Origin of the sequence: Caulobacter sp. Root487D2Y, from assembly GCF_001427165.1 — a bacterium.
Lineage (GTDB): Bacteria > Pseudomonadota > Alphaproteobacteria > Caulobacterales > Caulobacteraceae > Caulobacter.
In genome coordinates this window covers 225,856-249,939 of record NZ_LMFD01000011.1, presented here as the reverse complement: position 1 = coordinate 249,939, position 24,084 = coordinate 225,856, and the positions used below count along the sequence as shown (strand labels likewise).

At 69.4% G+C, this 24,084-nt stretch carries 18 protein-coding genes and 2 pseudogenes; 15 read left to right on the top strand and 5 right to left on the bottom strand.

What is annotated here, in order from left to right; genetic code table 11:
- Positions 1–126: 126 nt before the first annotated feature.
- Together ASD38_RS25150 and ASD38_RS17125 are read left to right on the top strand one after the other, a co-directional pair.
- Positions 127–572: pseudogene (locus tag ASD38_RS25150) on the top strand (GNAT family N-acetyltransferase); the annotation flags it as partial.
- A gap of 220 nt (positions 573–792) precedes the next feature.
- Complete coding sequence (locus ASD38_RS17125; protein WP_156390747.1) at positions 793–1,209, top strand: hypothetical protein; 417 nt, start codon at positions 793–795, stop codon at positions 1,207–1,209.
- 12 nt (positions 1,210–1,221) lie between these two features.
- Here ASD38_RS17125 and ASD38_RS17120 read toward each other — a convergent pair whose 3' ends face one another.
- Positions 1,222–3,408 carry a TonB-dependent receptor domain-containing protein gene (locus ASD38_RS17120; protein WP_056461835.1) on the bottom strand — a complete coding sequence of 729 codons (2,187 nt, stop codon included), beginning with the start codon at positions 3,406–3,408 and terminating at the stop codon, positions 1,222–1,224.
- 307 nt (positions 3,409–3,715) lie between these two features.
- Here ASD38_RS17120 and ASD38_RS17115 point away from each other — a divergent pair, with 307 nt between their 5' ends.
- The 4 genes and pseudogenes from ASD38_RS17115 to ASD38_RS24680 all read left to right on the top strand — a co-directional run.
- The gene (locus tag ASD38_RS17115) at positions 3,716–5,158 is read left to right on the top strand and encodes a sugar porter family MFS transporter (RefSeq protein ID WP_056461832.1); all 1,443 of its coding nucleotides are present in this window, start codon (positions 3,716–3,718) and stop codon (positions 5,156–5,158) included.
- Positions 5,159–5,398: 240 nt separating this feature from the next.
- Positions 5,399–7,024 (top strand): family 43 glycosylhydrolase, encoded by a 1,626-nt coding sequence (locus tag ASD38_RS17110; RefSeq protein ID WP_056461827.1) that lies wholly within the window; start codon positions 5,399–5,401, stop codon positions 7,022–7,024.
- The gene (locus ASD38_RS17105; protein WP_056461825.1) at positions 7,024–7,872 is read left to right on the top strand and encodes a rhamnogalacturonan acetylesterase; all 849 of its coding nucleotides are present in this window, start codon (positions 7,024–7,026) and stop codon (positions 7,870–7,872) included. Before ASD38_RS17110 ends, ASD38_RS17105 begins: the two co-directional genes overlap by 1 nt.
- 1 nt (position 7,873) lies before the next feature.
- Positions 7,874–7,936: pseudogene (locus ASD38_RS24680) on the top strand (hypothetical protein); the annotation flags it as partial.
- 71 nt (positions 7,937–8,007) lie between these two features.
- Here ASD38_RS24680 and ASD38_RS17100 read toward each other — a convergent pair.
- Entirely contained in the window at positions 8,008–8,757 is a 750-nt protein-coding gene (locus tag ASD38_RS17100; protein ID WP_056461822.1) for a YceI family protein, read from the bottom strand.
- A gap of 241 nt (positions 8,758–8,998) precedes the next feature.
- Positions 8,999–9,598, bottom strand: a complete 600-nt coding sequence (locus ASD38_RS17095; RefSeq protein ID WP_056439519.1) for a TetR/AcrR family transcriptional regulator — start codon at positions 9,596–9,598, stop codon at positions 8,999–9,001.
- A gap of 188 nt (positions 9,599–9,786) precedes the next feature.
- On the opposite strand from ASD38_RS17095, the gene ASD38_RS17090 reads away from it, so the two are divergent.
- The 5 genes from ASD38_RS17090 (at position 9,787) to ASD38_RS17075 (ending at position 16,716) form a co-directional block, all read left to right on the top strand.
- Positions 9,787–10,947: an efflux RND transporter periplasmic adaptor subunit gene (locus ASD38_RS17090; RefSeq protein ID WP_056439518.1), complete on the top strand. Its 1,161-nt coding sequence runs from the start codon at positions 9,787–9,789 to the stop codon at positions 10,945–10,947.
- Between the two features lie 12 nt (positions 10,948–10,959).
- Positions 10,960–14,154: an efflux RND transporter permease subunit gene (locus ASD38_RS17085; RefSeq protein ID WP_056461817.1), complete on the top strand. Its 3,195-nt coding sequence runs from the start codon at positions 10,960–10,962 to the stop codon at positions 14,152–14,154.
- 1 nt (position 14,155) lies between these two features.
- Positions 14,156–15,577, top strand: a complete 1,422-nt coding sequence (locus ASD38_RS17080) for an efflux transporter outer membrane subunit (RefSeq protein WP_056461814.1) — start codon at positions 14,156–14,158, stop codon at positions 15,575–15,577.
- Between the two features lie 243 nt (positions 15,578–15,820).
- Positions 15,821–15,955: a hypothetical protein gene (locus ASD38_RS24935; protein WP_268761007.1), complete on the top strand. Its 135-nt coding sequence runs from the start codon at positions 15,821–15,823 to the stop codon at positions 15,953–15,955.
- Positions 15,952–16,716 carry an aspartyl protease family protein gene (locus ASD38_RS17075; RefSeq protein WP_056461811.1) on the top strand — a complete coding sequence of 255 codons (765 nt, stop codon included), beginning with the start codon at positions 15,952–15,954 and terminating at the stop codon, positions 16,714–16,716. Before ASD38_RS24935 ends, ASD38_RS17075 begins: the two co-directional genes overlap by 4 nt.
- On the opposite strand, the gene ASD38_RS17070 is transcribed toward ASD38_RS17075, so the two are convergent.
- A complete protein-coding gene (locus ASD38_RS17070; protein WP_056461809.1) occupies positions 16,713–17,216 on the bottom strand; it encodes a lipocalin-like domain-containing protein in 504 nt (167 codons plus the stop codon). The genes ASD38_RS17075 and ASD38_RS17070 overlap by 4 nt on opposite strands.
- A gap of 89 nt (positions 17,217–17,305) precedes the next feature.
- Here ASD38_RS17070 and ASD38_RS17065 point away from each other — a divergent pair, with 89 nt between their 5' ends.
- Positions 17,306–17,875: a CGNR zinc finger domain-containing protein gene (locus tag ASD38_RS17065; RefSeq protein ID WP_056461805.1), complete on the top strand. Its 570-nt coding sequence runs from the start codon at positions 17,306–17,308 to the stop codon at positions 17,873–17,875.
- Between the two features lie 106 nt (positions 17,876–17,981).
- Here the strand turns inward: ASD38_RS17065 and ASD38_RS17060 are convergent, their stop codons facing one another.
- Complete coding sequence (locus tag ASD38_RS17060) at positions 17,982–18,449, bottom strand: Lrp/AsnC ligand binding domain-containing protein (RefSeq protein WP_082554687.1); 468 nt, start codon at positions 18,447–18,449, stop codon at positions 17,982–17,984.
- Positions 18,450–19,016: 567 nt separating this feature from the next.
- On the opposite strand from ASD38_RS17060, the gene putA reads away from it, so the two are divergent.
- The 3 genes from putA to ASD38_RS17045 all read left to right on the top strand — a co-directional run bounded on the left by putA (position 19,017) and on the right by ASD38_RS17045 (position 23,993).
- Positions 19,017–22,121 (top strand): bifunctional proline dehydrogenase/L-glutamate gamma-semialdehyde dehydrogenase PutA, encoded by a 3,105-nt coding sequence (putA, locus tag ASD38_RS17055; RefSeq protein WP_056461802.1) that lies wholly within the window; start codon positions 19,017–19,019, stop codon positions 22,119–22,121.
- 100 nt (positions 22,122–22,221) lie between these two features.
- Positions 22,222–22,656, top strand: a complete 435-nt coding sequence (locus ASD38_RS17050; protein ID WP_056439495.1) for a YciI family protein — start codon at positions 22,222–22,224, stop codon at positions 22,654–22,656.
- 44 nt (positions 22,657–22,700) lie between these two features.
- Complete coding sequence (locus ASD38_RS17045; protein ID WP_056461800.1) at positions 22,701–23,993, top strand: RNA polymerase sigma factor; 1,293 nt, start codon at positions 22,701–22,703, stop codon at positions 23,991–23,993.
- Positions 23,994–24,084: the final 91 nt, after the last annotated feature.

Below are 24,084 nucleotides of genomic sequence, written 5' to 3'. Positions count from 1 at the left end.
CGCTTTCGTCCTCCGCCCCCTATGGGGGCGGACAGACCGCGAAGCGGTCAGGTGGGGGCAAGCGAGTGTGATCCCACGCGACGGAGCGACGCGATGACAGCTGTGCGAGACGCCGAACCCGCCGACCTCAAGCCCCTGGCCCACCTGTGGTGGACCGGCTGGCGGGACGGCCATGAGGGGCTGCTGCCCGATGCCTTGAAGCGTCTGCGCACGCTCGAAAGCTTCGAGGACCGGATGGCCGCCGCCCTGCCGAAAGTGCGGACCCTGGGCCCGGTCGGCGCGCCGCTGGGCTTCCACCTGCTGAGGACGACGAGCTCTATCAGTTCTACCTGGCCGCCGAGGCGCGCGGGACCGGCGCGGCGGCGGTGCTGATGGCCGACGCCGAGGCGCGGCTGGCCCAGGCCGGGGTCGCCACCGCCTGGCTGGCCTGCGCCATCGGCAACGCCCGCGCCGCGCGGTTCTACGAGAAGTCCGGCTGGACGATGGCGCGGATCGAGACCGTGCCGACCGAAACCTCCGAAGGCCTCTTCCCGCTGGAGGTCTGGCGCTACGAGAAGCACCTGGCCGGTTAGGCGACTAGGGTCGACCAACCTCAAGCCTGGTGTGTGATCCTCGTCCTTCGACGAGGTTTTCGCTTCTGAAGCCGAACGTCGATCAACACTAGGGGATTTGCTCGGGGCGCCCTGCGGCTTCCCCCCGATGGCGGCGGCCCCAAGCGACGCGCAAAGCTGCCTCTCACCTGGCTCGGCCCGCCGCGACGGCGGGCGCGGGCCTCATGATGGGAGGCGTTCCATGGCGGCCAGGATTCGAGCGACCTTGGCGATCGTGCTGCTGGTCGGCGAGCTTGCGGCGGCCGGTTCGGCCTTCGCCCAGACCCAGGACGAGGTCGAGTGTTCGCGGCAGGCGACCCAGCAGACCGGCTACGACCCGATGAACCCGCCCGTTCCCGCCCAGGCCACCGCCGCCGGCGCGACGGGCAGCGGGGCCAGGGTCAAGGGCGCGGCGGTCGGCGCGACCATCGGCGCGGTCTCGGGCGGCGACGTGGGCGACGCGGCCGTGGCGGGCGCGGTGGCCGGCGGGGTCGCCAGGCGGTCGAAGAACCGGCGCGCGGCCCGCTCTCAGAACGAGGCCAACGCCCAGGCCGTGGCGGCCGGCCAGGCCGCCTACGAGCAGGCGCGCGCCGCCTGTCTGGCGAGCCGCGGCCACTGAAATCGTCCGCCGCTAGCCGCCGACGGCGCCCGAGCCGAAGTCGAACTGTTCCGGCCGCGCCTTGCCGCCGCCGAGCGCGTAGGTGAAGCCGAAGAACACCGCCCGCACCTTGGCCCGGCGCTCGACGCGCTGTTGCAGGGTCGGCGTGTCCAGAACCATGTCGTCCTGGAACGAGTTCAGCACGTCGTTGGCCGTGACCACGAAGTTCAGCTTGTCGTTGACCTTGCGGCGATAGCCCAGGTTCAGCAGCGAGATCGGCTCGCGATAGCCCTGCGGCGCCAGGCGCTTGCCCGAGGTGAAGCCGTTCAGCTGGAAGAAGTCCTTGGGCGTGGCCTGCCAGCTGAGGCTCCCGCGCCCCGTCAAGGTCGTGCCCGAACGCGTGCCCGCCGCGCCCAGGGTTGTCGACTGGATCTCGTTCCAGAAGGCGTTGCCGCTGACATTGTAGCTGAGCTTGGGCGTCAGCTTGCCGTTGGCCACCAGCTCCAGCCCGCCGTTGCGGCTCTTGGCCAGGTTCTCGCGGGTGGTCAGGAAGACGCCGTCGCCCAGATTTCGCACCACGTCGACCACGCCGTCGTGGCTTTCACGATAATAGGCCGTGGCCAGGTATGACGCCGGTCCCTTCCGGTACTGCCAGCCCAGCTCATAGGAGTCGGTGACCTGGGGCTTCAGGTCGGGATTGCCGGCCCGGTAGTTCTTCGGGTCCTGGTAGATCGGATAGGGATTGAGGTCCTGGGCCTGCGGGCGCTGGACCCGCTTGCTGTAGTTGGCGGTCAGCGTCTGGGTCTGGCTCAGGGTGTAGCCCATGTGCAGCGACGGATAGACGTGGAAATAGGCGTTGTCGTCCTTCTGGCCGGTCGTCACCTGGTTGGTGCGGATCTCGACCTGCTCGGCGCGCAGGCCGCCCAGCACCGTGAAGTCGCCGAACGGCCGCTCGTAGGTGGCGTAGCCGGCATAGACGTCCTGGCTGTAGAGGAAGCGGTTGGTCCGACGCGGATCGACGGTCTGGTCGGCGGCCGTCGGGCCGGTCGAGCCGTGGTTGTCGTAGTCGTTGTCGACGACCTCGAAATCCAGCCCGGTCTTCAGCTTGGCCTCGTCCGGCATCGGGCGGGTGTAGTCGAGCTTGAAGTTCAGGCGGTCCTGGTCGGAGCCGAAGCCGAACGACTCGTGGACGTCCGCCCCGGAGGTGTTGTCGATGAAGGCCTTGCCGTCGCGCGCGAAGTCGGTGACCTCGTATTCCAGGTGAGCGTCCAGTTCGTGCTCGGAGCCCTTGAACTGGTGGCGCCAGTCGCCGCTGACCGCGCCGTTGTCGCGGCTCATAGTGGCGCTGGAGGCGCGCAGATAGACGGGCCCGGCCGGCGTGGCGCCGAGGTCGGTGAAGCGCTCCTCGCCGTCGGTGTCGTAGTCCATGCCCCGGAAGCGGACCTCGGCGCTGAGCCGGTCCTTCGGGGTCAGGTTGTAGTCGAGGCCGCCGCGCAGGTTCACCGCGGCGCCGGCGTTGGTGAACGCCCCTTCCTGCAGGGTGTGGGCCGGCGCGCCGACGACGGGCAGGGTCTCGCGCTCGTCGGTCGTCCAGAACTTCTGGCGGTCGTAGCGGTAGCCGGCGTCGCCCGACAGGGTCAGCTTGCCCCTGACCAGGTTGCCGGTGACGCCGGTGTTGTAGCGGCTGTCGGGGCCGACGTTCAGCTTGACCGAACCGGTCGCCCCCGGCTTGTGGGTCCTCTTGGTGATCAGATTGATGATCCCGGCCGTGCCGTCGGGACGGTAGGCGGCGGAGGGGTTGGTCATCACCTCGACGCGGTCGATCTGGTCGGCCGGCATCTGCTGCAGGGCGTCGGCCTTGCCGTCGCCGTTGAACATGCTGGACGGCTTGCCGTCGATCATGATCGTGACGTTTGGATCGCCGCGCAGGCTGACATTGCCCTGCACGTCGACCTCGACGGAGGGGATGTTGCGCAGGGCGTCGGCGATCGAGCCGGTCTTGGCCGACAGGTCGTTGGCGACGCTGTAGCTGCGGCGGTCGATCGAGGTGCGCATGGCCGTGGAGTCGCTGGTCACCGTCACGCCCTCGACGGCGGTGGGGGCGACGGCCGGCTTGGCGGGCTTGGCCAGCTGGGTCGCCGGCGCGGGCTTCGTCTGGGCCTGAACAATGTTCGACGAGAGAAGCGCCGTGGCGGCGACCAACAGAACTTTGAAACGCAAGGACGTCCCCCGACGGATACTTGTGCGGCAAGGTGAAGCTTGCCCATGACTTAGAGGCGCGAAAGAGGCCAAGTCGCGAGCCGAGGCAAATGTCTTTTCGGCAATGTTTCGCGGATCGACGGTTGCGGCGTCATGACAGCGTTGACATGATCCCCTCGCGTCGGCCGATCGGGGAGGCGGGCGGGGGTCTCGAACCGCCGCTTGCGCGCTGATACCGGTAACACTAAGGTCAGGCCAACCAAAGCCCCGCTTCAGGGGCTCGTTAGGGATCAAACGCGGCCTTCGGGCCTCATGGGGAAGACAGACAGTGGCATCTGTAGCAAACGCCGGACCGAGTCCGGGGATGAGCGCCGACGGCGCCAAGGTCAACATGGCCTTCATCGCCGCCATCGTGGCCGTCGCCACCATCGGCGGCTTCATGTTCGGCTATGACAGCGGGGTCATCAACGGCACCCAGGAGGGCCTGGAGAAGGCTTTCAGCCTGAGCAAGCTGGGCACCGGCCTGAACGTCGGCGCCATCCTGATCGGCTGCGCCGTCGGCGCCTTCGCCGCCGGCCGCCTGGCCGACGTCTGGGGTCGCCGCACGGTGATGATCATCGCCGCCCTGCTGTTCCTGGTCAGCGCCATCGGCACCGGCGCCTCGGACACCTCGCTGGTGTTCATCGCCTTCCGCCTGCTGGGCGGCCTGGGCGTGGGCGCGGCCAGCGTGCTGTGCCCGGTCTACATCTCGGAAGTCACGCCCGCGAACATCCGCGGCCGCCTGTCGTCCGTGCAGCAGATCATGATCATCACCGGCCTGACCGGCGCGTTCGTGGCCAACTACATCCTGGCCCACACCGCCGGCAGCTCGACCGCCATCTTCTGGCTGGGCTTCCCGGCCTGGCGCTGGATGTTCTGGATGCAGACCATTCCCGCGGCGGTCTTCTTCTTCAGCCTGCTGTCGATCCCGGAAAGCCCGCGCTACCTGGTGGCCAAGGGCAAGGACGCCGACGCCGAAAAGGTGCTCTCGCGCCTGTTCGGCGAGGGTGAAGGCGCCAAGAAGGTGGCCGAGATCCGCGCTTCGCTGGCCGCCGACCACCACAAGCCCAAGATGAGCGACCTGATCGACCCGATCACCAAGAAGCTGCGTCCGATCGTCTGGACCGGCATCGGCTTGGCCGTCTTCCAGCAGCTGGTCGGCATCAACATCGTCTTCTACTACGGCTCGGTGCTGTGGCAGTCGGTGGGCTTCTCGGAGGACGACTCCCTGAAGATCAACATCCTGTCGGGGTCGCTCTCGATCCTGGCCTGCCTGCTGGCCATCGCCCTGATCGACAAGCTGGGCCGCAAGCCGCTGCTGCTGATCGGTTCGGCCGGCATGGCCATCACCCTGGGCACCGTGGGCTACTGCTTCTTCCGCGGTTCGATGATCGACGGCGCCCTGCATCTGCCGGGCAATTTCGGCCTGATCGCCCTGATCGCGGCCAACGCCTATGTGGTGTTCTTCAACCTCAGCTGGGGCCCGGTGATGTGGGTCATGCTGGGCGAGATGTTCCCCAACCAGATCCGCGGTTCGGGCCTGGCCGTCGCCGGCTTCGCCCAGTGGATCGCCAACTTCGGCATCTCGGTCAGCTTCCCGGCCATGGCCGCGGGCCTGGGCCTGCCGGCCACCTACGGCTTCTACGCGGCCAGCGCCTTGGTCTCGTTCTTCTTCGTCCAGAAGATGGTCCGCGAGACCCGCGGCCAGGAGCTGGAAGACATGCAGGGCTAACGAGCTTCTTTTCCTCCCCCTCGCGGAGAGGGACGAGCGACTATGAGAACGCCCGGGAGGTTCCGCCTCCCGGGCGTTTTCTTGTGCGGTTTTGCCTTTGCCGGACGTCGCTTTCGGCGCCAGTTTCAGACCGGCCTCCGGCCCCGAAAACCGCGAATGACACCGGTGGACAAGGCCGCATCCTTGCCGCTAAGTGGCCGGCAACAAGCGTACGACGCTTAGGGTCGGGAGGAGTTTTTCATGGTCGATGTCAGCCGTCGCGGCGCCCTGGGCTCCCTGCTGACCGGAGCCGCCGTCGCCGCTGTTCCCGCCGCTTCGCAAGCCGCCCAAATGGGGGCGCTGCCCAGCGCGCCGGCCGCCGGCGCCGGGCCGACTTGGGCCAAGGGGATCGAAGGCCAGCGCAAGGCCGACCTGGGCGACGGAACCTTCCTCAATCCCATCCTGGCCGGCGACCATCCCGACCCGTCGATCCTCAAGGACGGCGACGACTACTACATGACCCACTCGTCGTTCGACGCCTATCCGGGCCTGCTGATCTGGCGCAGCCGCGACCTGGTGAACTGGACGCCGGTCGGCCCGGCCCTGAAGACCAACGTCGGCTCGATCTGGGCCCCCGAGCTCTGCAAGCACAAGGGCCGCTACTATATCTACCTGCCGGCCAAGTTCCCGGACAACAACACCAGCTACGTGATCTGGGCCGACAAGATCGAAGGGCCGTGGAGCGAGCCGGTCGACCTGAAGCTGCCCCGCTATATCGACCCCGGCCACGTGGTCGACGAGAAGGGCGTGCGCTGGCTGTTCCTGTCGGGCGGCGACCGCATCCAGCTGGCCCCCGACGGCCTGTCGACGGTCGGCCAGCCCGAGCACGTCTACAATCCGTGGCGCTATCCGGACGACTGGGACGTCGAGGGCTTCTCGCCCGAGGGCCCCAAGGTGATGAAGCGCGGCGAGTACTACTATCTGGTCACCGCCGTGGGCGGCACGGCCGGCCCGCCGACCGGCCACATGGTCATCGTCGCCCGCGCCAAGTCGCTGGCCGGTCCTTGGGAGGACGATCCCAGGAATCCGGTCGTGCGCACGACCAACAACAGCGAGAAATGGTGGTCGCGCGGCCACGCCACCCTGGTCGAGGGCCCGACCGGCGACTGGTGGACCGTCTATCACGGCTACGAAAACGGCTTCTACACCCTGGGTCGCCAGACCCTGCTGGCCCCGGTCACCTGGACCCAGGACGGCTGGTTCAAGGTCGGCGGCGGCGATCTCTCGAAGCCGCTCGCCAAACCCAAGGGCGGCAAGGCCGTGCCGCACGGCATGGCGCTGTCGGACGACTTCACGACCGACAAGCTGGGCGTGCAGTGGAGCTTCTTCGACCCCAAGCCGGGCGAGCGCGACCGGATCAAGCGCGAGGGCGGCGTCCTGACCCTGAAGGGCGCCGGCGAGGCCCCCTCGACCGGCGCGCCGCTGATCTTCGTCAACGGCGACCAGGCCTACGAGATCGAGTGCGAGATCGAGATCGATCCCGACACCCGCGCCGGCCTGATCCTGTTCTACGACCGCCAGCTCTATTGCGGCCTGGGCTTCGACGAGAAGAACTTCGTCACCCACCAGTACGGCATCGAGCGCGGGCGGCCGCCCAATCCGCATGGCGCGAAGATGCTGATGCGGCTGCGCAACGACCGCCACATCGTGGCCTTCCACACCAGCGGCGACGGCGGGGCGACCTGGAAGCGGTTCGACCGCGGCATGGAAGTCTCGGGCTACCACCACAATGTGCGCGGCGGCTTCCTGATGCTGAAGCCGGGCCTCTACGCGGCGGGCAAGGGCTCGGCGCGGTTCAAGGGGTTCAAGTACCGGGCGCTGGCGTGATGAGGACGCCGCTCCTCGCCGCCGCTCTGCTGTTCGCGACACCGGCCCTCGCCCAGGCGCCCGCCGATCCGCCGCCGTTCAAGGCGACCAAGATCGTGCTGGTCGGCGACTCCACCGCCGCCGTGAACAGCGGCTGGGGCGGGGCGTTCTGCGGCGTGCGGGTGACCTCGAACGTGGCCTGCGTGAACCTGGGGCGCGGCGGGCGCAGCACCAAGACCTATCGCGGCGAAGGCTCCTGGACCCTGGCCCTGGGCGAGATGAAGGGCGGCCCGTTCGCCGACACCTATGTGCTGATCCAGTTCGGCCACAACGACGCCTATGGCCGGGCCGAACGGCTGACCGACCTGAAGACGCAGTTCCCGGCCAATCTGAAACGCTATGTCGAGGAGGCCCGCGCGGCCGGCGCCCATCCGGTGCTGGTCACGCCGCTGTCGCGCCGCCAATTCAAGGACGGCGAGTTGATCGACGACCTGATCCCGTGGGCGGAAGCTGTCCGCGCCGTCGCCGCCGAGACCGGGACGCCGCTGGTCGATCTGAACGCCCGCAGCGCCGCGGCCGTCCAGACGATGGGTCCGCTGAAGGCCGCCGATTGGGCCGAGGGGCCGCCCTCGCCGGCGCTGGCCCAGGCCCTCGCCGGCGGCACGACGGTGGGTGTGAAGTTCTATGAACCGCCGATCCCGGGGGCCGCGGCCGTGCCGATGGACCCGCCGGGCCAGCCGCCCGCCACGCCGCCGTCGAAGTTCGACTACACCCACCTGGGCTCGACGGGCGCGGCGGCGTGCTCGGAGATCGTCGCCGAGGAACTGATGAAGGCGGTTCCGGCCTTGGCCCGGAATTTGGTCCCGTAGGACGCCCCCTCCGTCACGCCGCGTATTCGCCGCGCGCCACCTCCCCCGCTGCGCGGGTGAGGAGGAAGCGGCGTCCCTTCTCCTCCCCCATGAAACGGGGGAAGTGGCCGCGAAGCGGACGGAGGGGGCGTTCCGCTACTGCGCCGCCGGAGCCGTCTTCGGCAGGGCCGGACCGCTGAACTCGGCGTCGATCTGGACGTCCACCTGGTCGCCGACGCCCATGGTCGAGCCGGGCGCCGGAACGCCGGCGCCGATGCCGAACTCCGAACGCTTGAACGCGCCGTGGGCCGAGAAGCCGATGCGAGCGTGCGGGTCCATCGGGTGGCCGGCATAGCCGCCGTTGAACGTCGTCTCCAGCACCACCGGCTTGGTCACGCCGTGCAGGGTGAAGTCGCCGGTGATGTTGGCGGTGTTGGGGCCGGTGACCTCGACCTTGGTCGAGCGGAAGGTGATGGTCGGATACTGGCCCGCGTCCAGCCAGACCTTGCCGGTCAGCTCGTCCTTGAAGCCGGCCGGCGGCCTGTTCAAGGTCAGCGACCTGGGATCGACGGTCGCCTCGACGGTCGAGGCCGAGGGATTGGCCGGATCGAAGTGCAGCTTGGCGTCGAAGTCGGCGAACCGCGCGGTGTAGTGCGAGAAGCCCAGGTGGTTGACCCTGAACTCGAGGTTGGCGTGGTACGGGTCCAGCTTGTAGTCGCCGGCCGGGACCTGCGGCATCACGAACTTGTCGGCCGCGGCTCCCGGCGCGGCGGCCGAGGGCGCGGCGGCGGGGGCCTCGGCCTTCTTGACGGCCGGCGGCGAGCAGGCCGCCAGGGCCAGGACGGCGGACGCCGCCAGCCAGGAAGCCGTGCGAAGGGCGTGCGGAGGAACGGTCGAATAGGTCATGGCGTCTTCCCTGCTGTGTCGGCGGCCTCCAGCGGCCGTCCGCGCCGTTCCCGGTTAAATCCGAGGCGTGCGATCCCACGAAGGACGCAGGACGGCGCCAGGTTCCGACATCGGGCCGGCCATTTTCTCGTCTCGACTTGACGTTACGGAAGGCGCGGTGATGCTGTCCACCGCGCTACCTCGGCCCAGTCACGCCCCCTGGCCCGCCCCTTGGAGACGGTTCTTGAGCAGTCTCGCGACCTCAGCTCAGCAGTTGCCGGATCGTCGCGATCAGCACGCGGGCCAGGGGCTCGCGATCGGTGTCGGGGTGATTGACCGCCCGGATGATCATGCCGTCGAACAGCAGCCCCACGACCTCGCAGCGGGCCTGGAATTCGGCGTCGCTCCACTCGGGCTTGCGGCTGCGGTTGAGCATGGCCTGGGCGTAGACCCGCTCCTGCGCGTCGGCGGCCTGCAGGATCGCGGCGACCTTGGGATTGCGGCTGGCCTCGGCCAGGACCTCCAGTGTCAGGGACGCGCGGCCCAGGTCGAAGCACTTGTCGACGGCCTCGGGCAGGTGGTCGGTCATGGCGTCCAGCAGGTCGCCCGGCCGGCTTTCCATCTCGGCGAACTTCTCGCGCATCTCGGCCAGGTCCTGGGCGACGATGGCGGCGATGATCGCCTCCTTGTTCTCGAAGTAGCGGTAGATCTGGCCCACGCTCAGGCCCGCAGCCTTGGCGATCTCGGCCATGCTGGCCCCGTGGAACCCCGCCTGCCGCACGCAGTCGCACGCGGCGTCCAGGATCTGCTGCCGCCGCGCCTCGGGCGTCGGCCGGCACGCCGTGTTGGCCTCATCGCTCATCGAAAGCTTCGCTTCCCAATTAAATTTCCGTCACGTCAAGCTGGACGGAACCCCCGAGGTTGACTTGCGACAACCTCGGACCTATGTCCAGCCCCGTTGAGAATGAACGTTCATTCTCATGTTGGTCACCAACAGGGCGTCGTCAAGGCTGAAGGCCTGCGACGCCCTGTCGCTCCTGGGGTTTCCGTATGTTTTTCGACCGTTCTCGCGCCGTCCTGTCGGCGGCCTCCCTGGCGGCCATCGCTCTGACCCTGGGAGCCTGCGGCCAAGGCAAGGGCGGCGCCGGCGGCATGGGCCCCGGCGGTCCGACTCCGGTCGGAGTCATCGTCGCCAGGACCGAGCCGGTCACCCTGACCACCGAACTGACCGGCCGCACCTCGGCCTATCTGGTCTCGGAAGTGCGCCCGCAGGTCGGCGGCATCATCAAGGCCCGCCTGTTCCAGGAAGGCGGCTATGTCCGCGCCGGCCAGCCGCTGTACCAGATCGATCCCGCCACCTATCAGGCCGCCTACAACAGCGCCGCGGCCGGACTGGCCCAGGCCCAGGCCACCGCCACGGCCGCCCAGCTGAAGGCCGAGCGCTACAAGGGCCTGGTCGAGATCAACGCCGTCTCCAAGCAGGACAACGACGACGCCCGAGCCGCCGCCCTGCAGGCCGTCGCCAATGTCGCCGCCCAGAAGGCCGCCCTGGACAGCGCCCGCATCAACCTGGGCTGGACCAAGGTCGTCTCGCCGATCTCGGGCCGCATCGGCAAGAGCTCGGTCACCCCGGGCGCCCTGGTCACCGCCAGCCAGGCCAACGCCCTGGCCACGGTCCAGGACCTGTCCAGGATCTATGTCGACCTGACCCAGTCCTCGTCCGACATGCTCAAGCTGCAGTCGGCGCTGAACAGCGGCCAGCTGGGCCGCTCCGGCTCGGCCCAGGTGACTTTGAAGCTGGAGGACGGCTCGACCTATCCGATCTCGGGCCGCCTGGAGTTCTCGGACGTCACCGTCGATCCGACCACCGGTTCGGTCGGCTTGCGCGCCACCTTCGACAACCCCAACGGCGTGCTGCTGCCCGGCATGTACGTCCGCGCCGTGCTCGGCAAGGGCGTCGCCAACGGCGGCATGCTGATCCCGCAGGCGGCCGTCAGCCGCGATCCCAAGGGCAACGCCACCGTGATGGTGGTCGGCGCCAAGGGCGCGGCCGAGCCCCGCGTGATCGTCACCACCCAGACGGTGGGCGACAAATGGCTGGTGACCTCGGGCCTGAAGCCCGGCGACCAGGTCATCGTCGAGGGCCTGTTGAAGGTCCGCCCCGGCGCTCCGGTGAAGCCGGCCGTCATCACCGCCACCGCTGCTCAGTAAGGCTGGCCCGTCATGCTTTCCCGCTTCTTCATCGACCGGCCGATTTTCGCGTGGGTCGTCGCGATCGTCGTCATGCTGGCCGGGGTCCTGGCCATCCGCACCCTGCCGATCGCCCAGTATCCCAACATCGCCCTGCCCCAGGTCTCGATCAACGCCAACTATCCCGGCGCCTCGGCCAAGACCGTCGAGGACAGCGTCACCCAGGTCATCGAACAGAAGATGAAGGGCCTGGACGGCCTGAACTACATGTCGTCGACCAGCGACAGCTCGGGTTCGGCCACCACCACCCTGACCTTCAAGGCCGGCACCAACATCGACATCGCCCAGGTGCAGGTGCAGAACAAGCTGCAGACGGCCACCGCGCTGCTGCCGCAGGAAGTCCAGCAGCAGGGCCTGACGGTCGCCAAGTCGGCCCGCAACTTCCTGCTGATCGTCGGCATGTATTCGGATGATCCGACGACCACCAACACCGACCTGGCCGACTACATCGCCAGCAACCTGCAGGACCCCCTGAGCCGCGTCGACGGCGTCGGCGAGGTCCAGCTGTTCGGCGCGCAATACGCCATGCGCATCTGGCTGAACCCGACCAAGCTGGCCAGCTACAGCCTGACTCCCGCCGACGTGATCGCCGCCATCCGGTCGCAGAACGCCCAGGTCTCGGCCGGCCAGCTGGGCGGCGTGCCCAACCTGCCCGGCATCGGCCTCAACGCCACGATCACCGCCCAGTCGCGTCTGACCACCCCGGCCCAGTTCCAGGAGATCATCGTCAAGAACAGCCCCGGCGGAGCCATCGTGCACCTGCGCGACGTCGCGCGCGTGGAGCTGGGCGCGGACAGCTACGGCTTCGGCGCCAAGTTCAACGGCAAGCCGGCCGCGGGCCTGGCCATCCGGCTGGCCCCCGGCGCCAACGCCCTGGACACCGCCGACGCCATCAAGGCGCGGATGGCCGTGCTTGAGAAGAACTTCCCGGCCAGCTTCAAGTACGTCATCCCCTACGACTCCACGCCGTTCGTGAAGCTGTCGATCGAGGAAGTGGTCAAGACGCTGATCGAGGCCATCGTCCTGGTCTTCGTCGTGATGTTCCTGTTCCTGCAGAACTGGCGCGCGACCCTGATCCCGACCATCGCCGTGCCGGTCGTCCTTCTGGGCACCTTCGGGGTGCTGGCGGCCTTCGGCTATTCGATCAACACCCTGACCATGTTCGGCCTGGTGCTGGCCATCGGCCTGCTGGTCGACGACGCCATCGTCGTGGTCGAGAACGTCGAACGGGTGATGAGCGAGGAAGGCTTGTCGCCGCTCGAGGCCACCCGCAAGTCGATGAACGAGATCACCGGCGCCCTGATCGGCATCGCCCTGGTCCTGGCCGCGGTGTTCGTGCCGATGGCCTTCTTCGGCGGCTCGCAGGGCGTGATCTACCGCCAGTTCTCGATCACCATCGTTTCGGCCATGGCCTTGTCGGTGATGGTCGCCCTGATCCTGACGCCGGCCCTGTGCGCCACGCTGTTAAAGCCGGCCGCTCATGGCCAGGGCCACCTCCGCAGGACTGATCACCAGGGCCCGCTGGGCGCGGTGGCGAACCTCGCCAACCGCTTCTTCAACTGGTTCAACCGCAACTTCACCGACGTCAGCCAACGGTACCAGGGGACCGTCCGCGGCCTGCTGGGCAAGAGCGGCCGCTGGATGGTGGCCTACGGCGTGATCATCCTGGTGATGGGATTCCTGTTCATCCGCCTGCCCAGCGCCTTCCTGCCGGAAGAGGACCAGGGGATCATGATCACCCTCGTCCAGCTGCCGCCCGGCGCGCCGGAACACCGCACCCAGGCCGTGCTCGACCAGGTCCGCTCGCACTTCCTGGTCGACGAGAAGGACGCGGTGAAGTCGGTCTTCACCGTCGCCGGCTTCAGCTTCAGCGGCGCCGGCCAGAACGCCGGCCTGGCCTTCGTCCGCCTCAAGGACTTCGACGAGCGCAAGGCCGCCAACCTCAAGGCCAAGGCCGTGGCCGGCCGGGCCATGGGCAAGTTCATGCAGATCCGCGACGCCATGGTCTTCGCGGTCGTGCCGCCGGCCGTGCCGGAACTGGGCACGTCCTCGGGCTTCGACTTCCAGCTGCAGGACACCGGCGGCGTGGGCCACGACGCCCTGACCGCGGCGCGCAACCAGGTGCTGGGCATGGCCGCCCAGGATCCGACCCTGGCCGGCGTGCGTCCCAACGGCCAGGACGACACCCCGCAGCTGAAGATCGAGATCGACCAGGCCAAGGCCGGGGCGATGGGTCTGACCACGGCCGACATCAACGCCGCGCTCAGCGCCGCGTGGGGCGGCGCCTACGTCAACGACTTCATCGATCGCGGCCGGATCAAGAAGGTCTATGTCCAGGCCGACGCCCCCTACCGCATGCGTCCGGAAGACCTGGACAGCTGGTACGTCCGCACCAGCAGCGGCACGATGGCGCCGTTCAGTTCGTTCGCCACCAGCCACTGGATCTACGGCTCGCCGCGTCTGGAGCGCTACAACGGCCTGTCGTCGATGGACATCCAGGGCGCCCCGGCGCCGGGCAAGAGCTCGGGCCAGGCCATGGCCGCCATGGAGAAGATCGCCGCCAAGCTGCCGCCGGGCATCGGCTTCGAATGGACCGGCCTGTCGGCCCAGGAGCGCGAATCCGGCAACCAGGCGCCCGCCCTGTACGCCATCTCGATCCTGGTGGTGTTCCTGTTGCTGGCGGCCCTCTACGAGAGCTGGTCGATCCCGCTGTCGGTGATCATGGTCATCCCGCTGGGCATCGTCGGCGCCTTGCTGGCCACCTTCCTGCGAGGCCTGTCCAACGACATCTACTTCCAGGTGGGTCTGCTGACGACCATGGGCCTGGCGTCCAAGAACGCCATCCTGATCGTCGAGTTCGCCAAGGACCTGCACGAGAAGGGCCTGGATCTGGTCGAAGCGACGGTGGAAGCGGTCCGCATCCGTCTGCGCCCGATCATCATGACCTCGCTGGCCTTCGTGTTCGGCGTGCTGCCCCTGGCGATCTCCAACGGGGCCGGATCCGGGAGCCAGCACGCGATCGGCACCGGCGTGATCGGCGGCATGATCTCGGCGACCATCCTGGCGATCTTCTTCGTTCCGCTGTTCTTCGTGATCGTCGAACGGATCTTCAAACCCAAGCCGCGTCGACACGATGATGTCGTCACGACTCCGGCCGAGAGCCACTGAGATGCTTGCGCGTAACCTGACCCTCACCCTGCTCGCGGCCTCGGCGCTGGGCGCCTGCACCCTGGCGCCCAAGACCGAGCGCCCGGTCCTGCCGGTGGCCAACGCCTGGCCGATCGCGCAGTACAACACGGCTGGCAACACCGGCTCGACGGTCACCGCCGCCGACCTGGGCTGGCGCGAGGTTTTCATCGATCCGCGCCTGCAGGGCGTGATCGACCTGGCGCTGACCAACAACCGCGACCTGCGCGTGGCGATGCTCAACATCGAGCAGTCCCGCGCCCAGTACCGCATCCAGCGGGCGGCGCTCGCCCCGCGGATCGACGCCGCGGCGGCCGGGACGAGGGGCGAGAGCTCGTCGGCCCAGGTCATCGCGGGCGGCGACCGCTCGGTCGAGCTCTACACCGCCAGCGTCGGGATCACCGCCTGGGAGATCGACCTGTTCGGGCGTATCCGCAGCCTCAAGGACGCGGCCCTGCAGAACTATCTGGCCACCCACGAGATCAGCCGTTCGGTGCAGATCAGCCTGATCGCCCAGACCGCCGGCGCCTGGCTGAACCTGGCCGCCGACCAGGACCTGCTGGCCCTGTCGCAGGAGACCCTGCGCACCCGCCAGGAGACCATGAACCTGGTGCGCCGGCGCTTCGAGGCGGGCGCCATCTCGCAGCTGGAGGTCAGCCAGGCCCAGACCCTGGTCGAAAGCGCCCGCAGCGACGTGGCCACCGCCATCGCCCTGCTCGAGCAGGACAAGAACGCCCTGCGCCTGGCGGTCGGCGCCGACGTGCCAGCCGACCTGCTGCCGGCCGGCGGCCTGGTCACCGCCCAGATCCTGCGCGACCTGCCGGCGGGCCTGCCGTCCGACGTGCTGACGCGCCGTCCCGACGTGCTGGCCGCCGAGCACCAGTTGGCCGGAGCCAACGCCAATATCGGCGCGGCCCGCGCGGCCTTCTTCCCGACCATCAGCCTGACGGGCCAGACCGGGGTCGCCAGCAACAGCCTGGGCAGCCTGTTCGACAGCGGCAACGGCGCCTGGACCTTCACGCCGCGCATCAGCCTGCCGATCTTCGCCGGCGGGGCGAACCTGGCCAATCTCGACAGCGCCAAGACCGGCCGCGACATCGCCGTGGCCAATTACGAGAAGGCGGTCCAGAGCGCCTTCCGCGAGGTCTCCGACGGCCTGGCCGTGCAGTCGACGATCCAGGAACGGGTCGGCTCGCAGGAACGGCTGGTCGCCGCCGCCAACGACACGGTCCGCCTGTCGCAGGCCCGCTACGGCGCGGGGATCGACAGCTCCCTGGCCGTGCTGGACGCCCAGCGCACGCTCTACACGTCGCAAAAGACCCTGATCGTCGCCCGCCTGGCGCGGGAGACCAATCTGGCCACGCTCTACAAGGCGCTCGGCGGCGGGGCTCCCCCCGCTCGCTGAGCCCACCAGATCCCCCGTCCCCAGCGGGGGAGTGCTAGCGGCGTCGCCCCCCGACGCCGCCAAGCCGGAAGGGGCGCGCTCCCCCAATCCCGCGCGCCCCTTCCAACCTGGGGATGGCCGCTCGTCGCGCGCCGCTCGCGGTTCGCCGCGAATGACCGCGAGTTCACTTTACCGCGGCCCGCGGAACAGCGACCAAAAGCTCGGAAGGCGCGGCGGCGCGCCCACATCAGAGGGGGTGGCGACATGCCGGCGATCTTGCGTTCCTTGGGCGGCTTCGCCGCGTTCGGTTGGGCCGCGTTCGGTTGGGCCGCGATCGGCCTGGCCCTGGCGGCGGCGCCAGCCCTCGCCGTGACCCCGCGCCGCCGGCCCAGCCGGTGACCATCCCGCTGGAGCCCTATCTGGGCGTGCTGTGGTCGTTCCAGGCCGAGGTCGACGGCAAGCCGCGCCGCTTCCTGCTCGACACCGCCGGCGGCATCACCGTGATCTCGCAGCCGTTCGCCGACTCCATCGGCTGCAAGCCCTGGGGACGGGTCACCGGCTTCCGGATGCGCGGCGACCGGGTGGACGCGCCCCGCTGCGACGACGTCGGCCTGACAGCGGCGGGCGTGCCGCTGAAGGCCCCGACCGCCGGGGTCATCGACTTCTCGACCCTGCTGCCCAAGGACGCTCCGCCGCTGGACGGCTCGGTGGCGATGGACGCCTTCGCCGGCCGCGCGGTCACCCTGGACCTGTCCGGCCGCCGGCTGATCGTCGAAACGCCCGACAGCCTGAAGGCCCGGGCCCGGGAGGGCGTCGAGGTGCCCGTCCGCTTCAGCCGCGAGGCCATGGGCCTGGCCCTGACGCCGTTCGTGGCCGCCCCGACCGCCAAGGGCCGGATCTGGCTGGAGCTGGACTGCGGCAGCACCGGCGCCCTGGTGATCGGCAAGCACGTCGCCGACCTGCTGGGCCTGGATCCGGCGGTCCAGAAGGGCCAGACCGTGGAGATGACCCTGGTCGGCGGCCCGAAGATCAGCGGAAAGGTCCTTGTCGACGACATGATCCTGGACGGCAATATCGGCGTCCCGGCCCTGTCGGCCTGGATCGTGACGCTGGACCTGGCCAACGAGCGGGCGTGGATCGCGCCGGCAGCCAAGCCCTAACGCTCGCGCCGCCACTCCGAGATCGGGATCGAGCCGTCGGGACGCGGGGTCGGCACCTGATAGCTGAGGCTGTTGGCGGTCAGCACGTATTTGCGGCGCTGCTCGGTCCCCTCCCAGTTGGCGAACGACGCGCCCTCGATCCGGAAGACCAGCACATGGGCGGCCGTATCGATGGCGACGGTTCCGTAGTGGGTGGACGATCCGAGCACCGCGCCGGCGTTCTCCTCCGGGGTGGCGGTGCGCTTGTCGCCCGAGGCGACGCGGGGGCGGTCGCCGTCGAAGATCTGCAAGCTGTAGCGCCCCCGGGCGTCGATGATCAGCCACCCCTTGGGGTGCTCGCCGTAATCACGGGCCCGCGCGCCGTCCGGCTTGAGGCGGTCGGCCGCCGTCAGGGTCCAGGTCCCGGCCAGGGCGGGCTCGGCCGCCGTCGCGACGGTCGCCGACAGCGCGCTCGCCAGCGCCAGGCCCGCGCCTAGACAGGCTTTCAGGGTCAATCTCATCTCACGCTCCTACATGTAACCTATTTATCAGGTTAGCTTGCTAAGCATCGACGAAGCATTGTAACCTGTCAATCAGGTTTGGAGGACGCATGACGGCGAAGGCGGAGGTCCGCGACGGTTTCAAGTTTCGCGGCGGCAGTCCGGCCCTGGACCTGGCGGCGACGGTCGTCGGGCGGCTGGGCTCGGCCCCGCGCGACCTGCTGGCGACGCCGGCCGACCTCGACCGCTGGCTGGTGGCGGCGGCGCTGGCCCAGGCCGCGCCGGGCGCCACCGAGGGCAACCTGGTCCAGGCCCGGTCGCTGCGCGAGGCGCTCTACCGCCTGGCCCTGTCGCGGGCCGAGGGCGCCGCCCTGCCCGACGCCGACCGCGACCTGCTCAACGGCTACGCCGCCCTGCCCGCCGCGCCGCTGCAGCTGGGCGCCGACGGCCGCGCCCACCTGTCCGGCGACGTGCGGGGCCTGCTGGCGGAACTGGCCCGCGAGGGCGTGTCGCTGCTGGGCGGCGACTTCGGCGACCGCATCCGCCAATGCGAGGGCCCGCCCTGCGCGGTGCTGTTCGTCGACACCTCGCGCAAGGGCGACCGCCGCTGGTGCTCGATGAGCGCCTGCGGAAACAAGGCCAAGGTGGCGGAATATCGGAAGCGGGAGAAGGGCGGCTAAGCCGTGTGTCCTTCGAGGCTCGCCTGCGGCTCGCACCTCAGGATGGAGGTAAGTGAGTTCCTCATCCTGAGGCGCCCGCGCAGCGGGCCTCGGAGGACGCACCGCGCTACAACGGCAGCTGCACCGTGCTCTTGACCTCTTCCAGCACCGCGTAGGTCCGCGTCTCGCGCACGCCCGGCATCTTGACGAGGATGTCGCCGAGGAAGTTGCGATAGGCCTCCATGTCGCGCACCCGGGCCTTGATCAGATAGTCGAAGCCGCCGGCCACCATGTGGCATTCCAGGATCTCGGGGGCGCGGCGCACGGCCGCCCCGAACTCCTCGAACACGTCGCCGGTCGTGCGGTCCAGCACCACCTCGACGAAGATCAGCAGGGCGCGGTCGACCTTGGCCGGATCGAGCAGCGCCGCGTAGCCGGTGATGAACCCCCGCTCGCGCAGTCGCCGCACGCGGTCGAAAGTGGCGGCCGGCGACAGGTTGCAGCGCTTGGCCAGCTCGGCGTTGGTGATGCGCCCATCGGCCTGCAGAACCCGCAAAAGCCGGCGATCGGTTTCATCCAGAGCGGACATGGCGATTCCCAAGCTTCACCGAAGATAATTCGGAAATTTGTACCAACAAACAAAGCACCTTCACAAGAACCAGGATTATACCCCCCATCGTTCTAGCGAGCTCGGCCGCCACCTCCCCCCTCGGCGCCCCGGCGGACTTCGACCAGCCTCCGCCATCCCCCCGGCGGAGCGCAGGCGCGGCGCCCTCTCCCCCGTAGGCGCCGCGTGAGAGCGGAAGGGACGCGCGACCTCCCCCCGTATCGCGTCCCTTCCCACCTCTCCCCTTCCCCATCATTGTTCTGATTTGAGGTTGGCGCCCGGTGCGTGGCCCTCGTCCTTCGACAGGCTCAGGATGAGGACCATTTACAGGCCCGATTACCTGCTCGAGCCGTAGAAAAACCTCATCCTGAGCCTGTCGAAGGACGAGGTTTTCGCCACTGGGCCGAATGTCATCGCGACAGGGTGACGCAGCCGTGGAGCGAACAACGAAATCTGGCGCTTTCGCCGAAGATCATCCTGCCTGAGCACTCAACAAACGAAGCACCTTCGAACAAGCCGGCGATATAGCGACGATATACCTATAGCGAGGCGACCATGACCGATTGGGACTCCCTGGACGACGGCAAGTATCGCGACGAGGCGACGGTGATCGCCGACCTGCTGGCCGCCCAGGCCCTGAGCAGCGAAGACCGCGCCGCGGTCCGCGCCGAGGCCGAGGCCCTGGTCCGCGGCGCCCGCCGCAGCGTCCGCAAGCAGGGCGTGGTCGAAAGCTTCCTGCAGGAGTTCAGCCTGGGCACCCGCGAGGGCCTGGCCCTGATGTGCCTGGCCGAGGCCCTGCTGCGCACCCCCGACGACGACACCCGCGACAAGCTGATCGCCGAGAAGATCGGCTCGGCCGACTGGGCGTCCCACCTGGGCGGCAGCGACAGCCTGTTCGTCAACGCCTCGACCTGGGGCCTGATGCTGACCGGCAAGATCGTCGAGCCCGACGATCAGGCGCAGAAGGACCTGCCGGCCTTCATCAAGAAGGTCGCCGGGCGCCTGGGCGAACCGGTGATCCGCGCCGCCGTCGGCCAGGCCATCCGCATCATGGGCGAGCAGTTCGTGCTGGGCCGCACCATCGAGGCGGCCATCAAGCGCGCCGCCAACGACGGCGACATCTGCAGCTTCGACATGCTGGGCGAAGGCGCCCGCACCGCCGCCGACGCCGCCCGCTACGAAAAGGCCTATGCCGACGCGATCGAAACCGTCGGCAAGCTGTCGAGGGCCAACGGTTCTTGGGCCGGCCCCGAAGCGGGCCACGGCGTGTCGGTCAAGCTGTCGGCCCTGACCCCGCGCTACGAGGCCACGCAAGAGGCCCGCGTCTGGGACGAGCTCTATCCGCGCATCCTCCGCCTGGCCCTGATCGCCGCCAGGCACGACCTGAACTTCACCATCGACGCCGAGGAAGCCGACCGCCTGGCCCTGTCGCTGAAGCTGCTGGACCGGCTGTGCCGCGAACCCGAGCTGGGCGCGTGGCGGGGCCTGGGTCTGGCCGTCCAGGCCTATCAGAAGCGCTGCCCCGAGGTGATCGCCCGCCTGACGGCCCTGTCGCAGGAAACCGGCCGCCGCCTGATGGTCCGCCTGGTGAAGGGCGCCTACTGGGACAGCGAGATCAAGCGCGCCCAGGTCGCCGGCCGCCCGGACTATCCGGTCTACACCACCAAGCCGGCCACCGACCTGTCGTACTTGGTCTGCGCCAAGGCCCTGATCGCGGCCGCCCCGCACCTCTACGCCCAGTTCGCCACCCACAACGCCCACACCCTGGCCGCCGTGGTCCGGATGGCCAAGAACGCCGGCGTCAAGATCGAGCACCAGCGCCTGCACGGCATGGGCGAGGCCCTCTACAAGGCCGCCGACGACCTCTATGACGGCGTCACACTGCGGGCCTACGCCCCGGTGGGCGGCCACGAGGACCTGCTGCCCTATCTGGTTCGCCGCCTGCTGGAGAACGGCGCCAACACCTCGTTCGTCCACGCCCTGCTCGACGAGCGGGTGCCGGTCGAGAAGGTGGTGGTCGACCCGATCACGGCCGTCGAGGCCCATCCCGACCGCCACGCCAAGATCCCGACCCCGACCCATGTCTACGGCCCCCGCCGCCAGAACAGCGCGGGCCTGGACCTGTCGGTGAAGGCCGACCGCGACGGCCTGGCCGCCCACGTGGTCGAGCTGGACGGCCTGACTCTCTCGGCCGGCCCGCTGATCGGCGGCAAGCTGACGGCCGGCGCCCCGCCGACGCCGGTGCGGAGTCCGACCGACCACGACCGCGTGGTCGGCGAGGTGTCCGAAGCCCAGCTGCCGCAGATCGATCAGGCCTTCCGCCTGGCCCGCGCCGCCCAGCCCGCCTGGGACCGGGCCGGCGGCCCCGCACGCGCTGAAGTTCTCCGCGCCATGGGCGACGCCCTGGAGGCCAATCTCGAGCGCCTGTGCGCCCTGCTCTCGCGCGAAGCCGGCAAGACCCTGCCCGACGCCATCGCCGAGGTGCGCGAGGCCGTCGACTTCTGCCGCTACTACGCCAAGCTCGCCGAAGAGCAGTTCGGCCTGGCCGGCGAGGTCCTGACCGGACCGGTCGGCGAGACCAACACCCTGCGCCTGGCCGGGCGCGGCGTCTTTGTCTGCATCAGCCCGTGGAACTTCCCGCTGGCCATCTTCACCGGCCAGATCGCCGCCGCCCTGGCGGCCGGCAACGCGGTGCTGGCCAAGCCGGCCGAGCAGACCCCGCTGATCGCCTTCGAGGCCGTGAAGCTGTATCACGCCGCCGGCCTGGACCACCGCCTGCTGGCCCTGCTGCCGGGTCGCGGCGAGACGGTCGGCGCGGCCCTGACCGCCCATGAGGGCGTGGACGGCGTGGCCTTCACCGGTGGCACCGACACCGCCTGGCGGATCAACCAGACGCTCGCCCAGCGCCAGGGTCCGATCGTGCCGTTCATCGCCGAGACCGGCGGGCTGAACGGCATGTTCGTCGACACGACGGCGCAGCGCGAGCAGGTGATCGACGACGTGATCCTGTCGGCCTTCGGCTCGACCGGCCAGCGCTGCTCGGCCCTGCGCCTGCTGTTCCTGCCGCAGGACACCGCCGACCACATCATCGACGGCCTGAAGGGCGCGATGGACGCCCTGGTCATCGGCGACCCGGCCCTGGCCGTCACCGACGTCGGCCCGGTGATCGACCCCGACGCCAAGGCGGCGCTGGACAAGCACCTGAAGCGCCTCAAGCACGAGGCCAAGGTTCTCCACACCCTGCCCGCGCCGGAGACCGGCACCTTCTTCGCCCCGGTCCTGGCCGAGATCCCCGCCGCCGACTTCCTGGAGCGCGAGGTGTTCGGCCCGGTGCTGCACGTGGTGCGCTACCAACCCGAGGATCTCGAGCAGGTGGCCGGCGCCCTGGCGGCCCGCCGCTACGGCCTGACCCTGGGCGTCCACTCGCGGATCGAGAGCTTCGCGGCCGACGTCCAGCGCCTGGTCCCGGCCGGCAACTGCTACGTCAATCGCTCGATGACCGGCGCCGTGGTCGGCGTCCAGCCGTTCGGCGGCGAGGGCCTGTCGGGCACCGGTCCCAAGGCCGGCGGCCCCCACGCCCTGCTGCGCTACGCGGTGGAGCGGGCGCTGAGCATCAACATCACCGCCCAGGGCGGAGATCCCACGCTGCTGAATCTGTAAACTCGGGCAAACTCGCGGGGCCATGTCGATTTCCGACAAGCTCGTTCGTCGTCCTGACGGAGACGCCATAGGGGTCGGCTCAAAACGAGGAGACAGGACCATGCGGGTTATGGTGTTCGTGAAGGCCGCCGAGAACGTGGACATGGACGCGGCGCCCACGCCCGAGCAGCTGGAGGCCTTCGCGGCGATGGACCGGTTCACCGAGGAGCTGGTCCAGGCCGGCGTCTTCATCGCCGCCGCCGGCCTCAAGGCCGGCGCCGAGGCCAAGCGCGTCGTTTTCGACGGTCCCGCCCGCACGGTCACCGACGGGCCGTTCGCCGAGAGCCGCGAGCTGGTCGTCGGCTTCTCGATCTGGGAGGTCAAGGACATGGACGAGGCCGTGGCCTGGGCCAAGCGCAGCCCCAATTGCATGCCCGGCCGCAGCGAGGTCGAGATCCGGCCGTTCTACGAGGCCGAGGACCTGGCGGCGTTCATGCCCCCCGAGGAGCTCGCCGCGCCCCGTGACGGCGCGCGCGGCAAGCTCGGCGTCGCCTGACGCCGGCGGCTTGTCTCCTCCGCGGCCTTGGTCGAAAAGGCCGTATGACCGCGGGCGAGACGCACACTTCGGGCGAGACGCATCGGGCGATCGAGGCGACCTTTCGCATTGAACGGGCCCGACTGATCGCGGGCCTGGCCCGCATGGTGCGGGATGTCGGCCTCGCCGAGGAGCTGGCGCAGGACGCGCTGGTTGTCGCCCTGTCCGAATGGCCCAGGACCGGCGTTCCGGCCAATCCGGGCGCCTGGCTGATGGCCGTCGCCAAGCGGCGCGCCATCGACGCCCTCCGGCGCGACAAGATGCGCGATCGCAAGCACGAGGAGATCGCGCGGACGCTGGACGAGATGTCCCACGGCGCGGTCGAGTCGATCGAGGCGGCCATGGACGACGATCTCGGCGACGAATTGCTGGGCCTGATCTTCACGGCCTGCCACCCCATCCTGTCGCCCGACGCCCGGGCGTCGCTGACCCTGAAGGTCATAGGCGGCCTGACGACCGACGAGATCGCCCGCGCCTTCCTGTCGAACGAGGCGACGATCGCCCAGCGCATCGGTCGCGCGAAGAAGACGATCGCCAAGGCGGGACTGAACGTCGAGGCGCCGCGCGGGGCCGAACGGGCGGCGCGGCTGCCCTCCGTGCTGGAGGTCGTCTATCTGATCTTCAACGAAGGCTACGCCGCCACGGCGGGCGATGATCTGGTCCGGCCCGGCCTGTGCCTGGAGGCGCAGCGGCTGGGCCGCATCCTGGCGGGGCTGATGCCGCGGGACGCCGAGGTGCTGGGCCTGCTGGCCCTGATGGAGATCCAGGCGTCGCGCATCGCGGCGCGCGCCGGGCCGGACGGCGGCGTCGTGCCGCTGACCGAGCAGAACCGGGCCCGCTGGGACCAGCTGCTGATCCGCAGAGGCCTTGACGCCCTGGCCCGCGCCGAGGCCCTGGCCAAGGCGGTCGGCGGCGATGGTCCCTACGTCCTGCAAGCCGCGCTCGCGGCCTGCCATGCGCGGGCGCGCGGCGCGGCCGACACCGACTGGCCCCGCATCGCCGCGCTCTACGATCGGCTGCGCGCGGCGATGCCCTCGCCGGTGGTCGATCTCAATCGGGCGATCGCCCACAGCATGGCCTTCGGACCCGAGACGGGCCTGCGGCTGGTCGACGAGATCGCCGGCGACGCCTTGCCGAACTACGCGCCGCTGCCGGCGGCGAGGGGCGATTTCCTGTTTCGGGCCGGCCGACTGGCCGAGGCCCGCTCGCAATTCGAGGCGGCGGCCAAGCTCACCCGTAACGGACGGGAACGGACCTTTCTCCTCGCACGGGCGGAGGCCTGCGGCCGCGAGCCCTGAAACCTGTTTCCGAGCGTCCCATTCTGAAAACAAATTTATTTAATCCCTTCCCCCGCGCCCTCGCCGTCCGCTAGGCTGCGTCAAAACACGG

Coding starts and splice junctions, on each gene's coding strand:
- ASD38_RS17070 (WP_056461809.1), bottom strand. CDS start 17,216: ATGAGATTGACCCTGAAAGCCTGTCTAGGCGCGGGCCTGGCGCTGGCG.
- putA (WP_056461802.1), top strand. CDS start 19,017: ATGACCGATTGGGACTCCCTGGACGACGGCAAGTATCGCGACGAGGCG.
- ASD38_RS17100 (WP_056461822.1), bottom strand. CDS start 8,757: ATGACCTATTCGACCGTTCCTCCGCACGCCCTTCGCACGGCTTCCTGG.
- ASD38_RS17095 (WP_056439519.1), bottom strand. CDS start 9,598: ATGAGCGATGAGGCCAACACGGCGTGCCGGCCGACGCCCGAGGCGCGG.
- ASD38_RS17050 (WP_056439495.1), top strand. CDS start 22,222: ATGCGGGTTATGGTGTTCGTGAAGGCCGCCGAGAACGTGGACATGGAC.
- ASD38_RS17045 (WP_056461800.1), top strand. CDS start 22,701: ATGACCGCGGGCGAGACGCACACTTCGGGCGAGACGCATCGGGCGATC.
- ASD38_RS17085 (WP_056461817.1), top strand. CDS start 10,960: ATGCTTTCCCGCTTCTTCATCGACCGGCCGATTTTCGCGTGGGTCGTC.
- ASD38_RS24935 (WP_268761007.1), top strand. CDS start 15,821: ATGCCGGCGATCTTGCGTTCCTTGGGCGGCTTCGCCGCGTTCGGTTGG.
- ASD38_RS17080 (WP_056461814.1), top strand. CDS start 14,156: ATGCTTGCGCGTAACCTGACCCTCACCCTGCTCGCGGCCTCGGCGCTG.
- ASD38_RS17110 (WP_056461827.1), top strand. CDS start 5,399: ATGGTCGATGTCAGCCGTCGCGGCGCCCTGGGCTCCCTGCTGACCGGA.
- ASD38_RS17125 (WP_156390747.1), top strand. CDS start 793: ATGGCGGCCAGGATTCGAGCGACCTTGGCGATCGTGCTGCTGGTCGGC.
- ASD38_RS17065 (WP_056461805.1), top strand. CDS start 17,306: ATGACGGCGAAGGCGGAGGTCCGCGACGGTTTCAAGTTTCGCGGCGGC.
- ASD38_RS17105 (WP_056461825.1), top strand. CDS start 7,024: ATGAGGACGCCGCTCCTCGCCGCCGCTCTGCTGTTCGCGACACCGGCC.
- ASD38_RS17090 (WP_056439518.1), top strand. CDS start 9,787: ATGTTTTTCGACCGTTCTCGCGCCGTCCTGTCGGCGGCCTCCCTGGCG.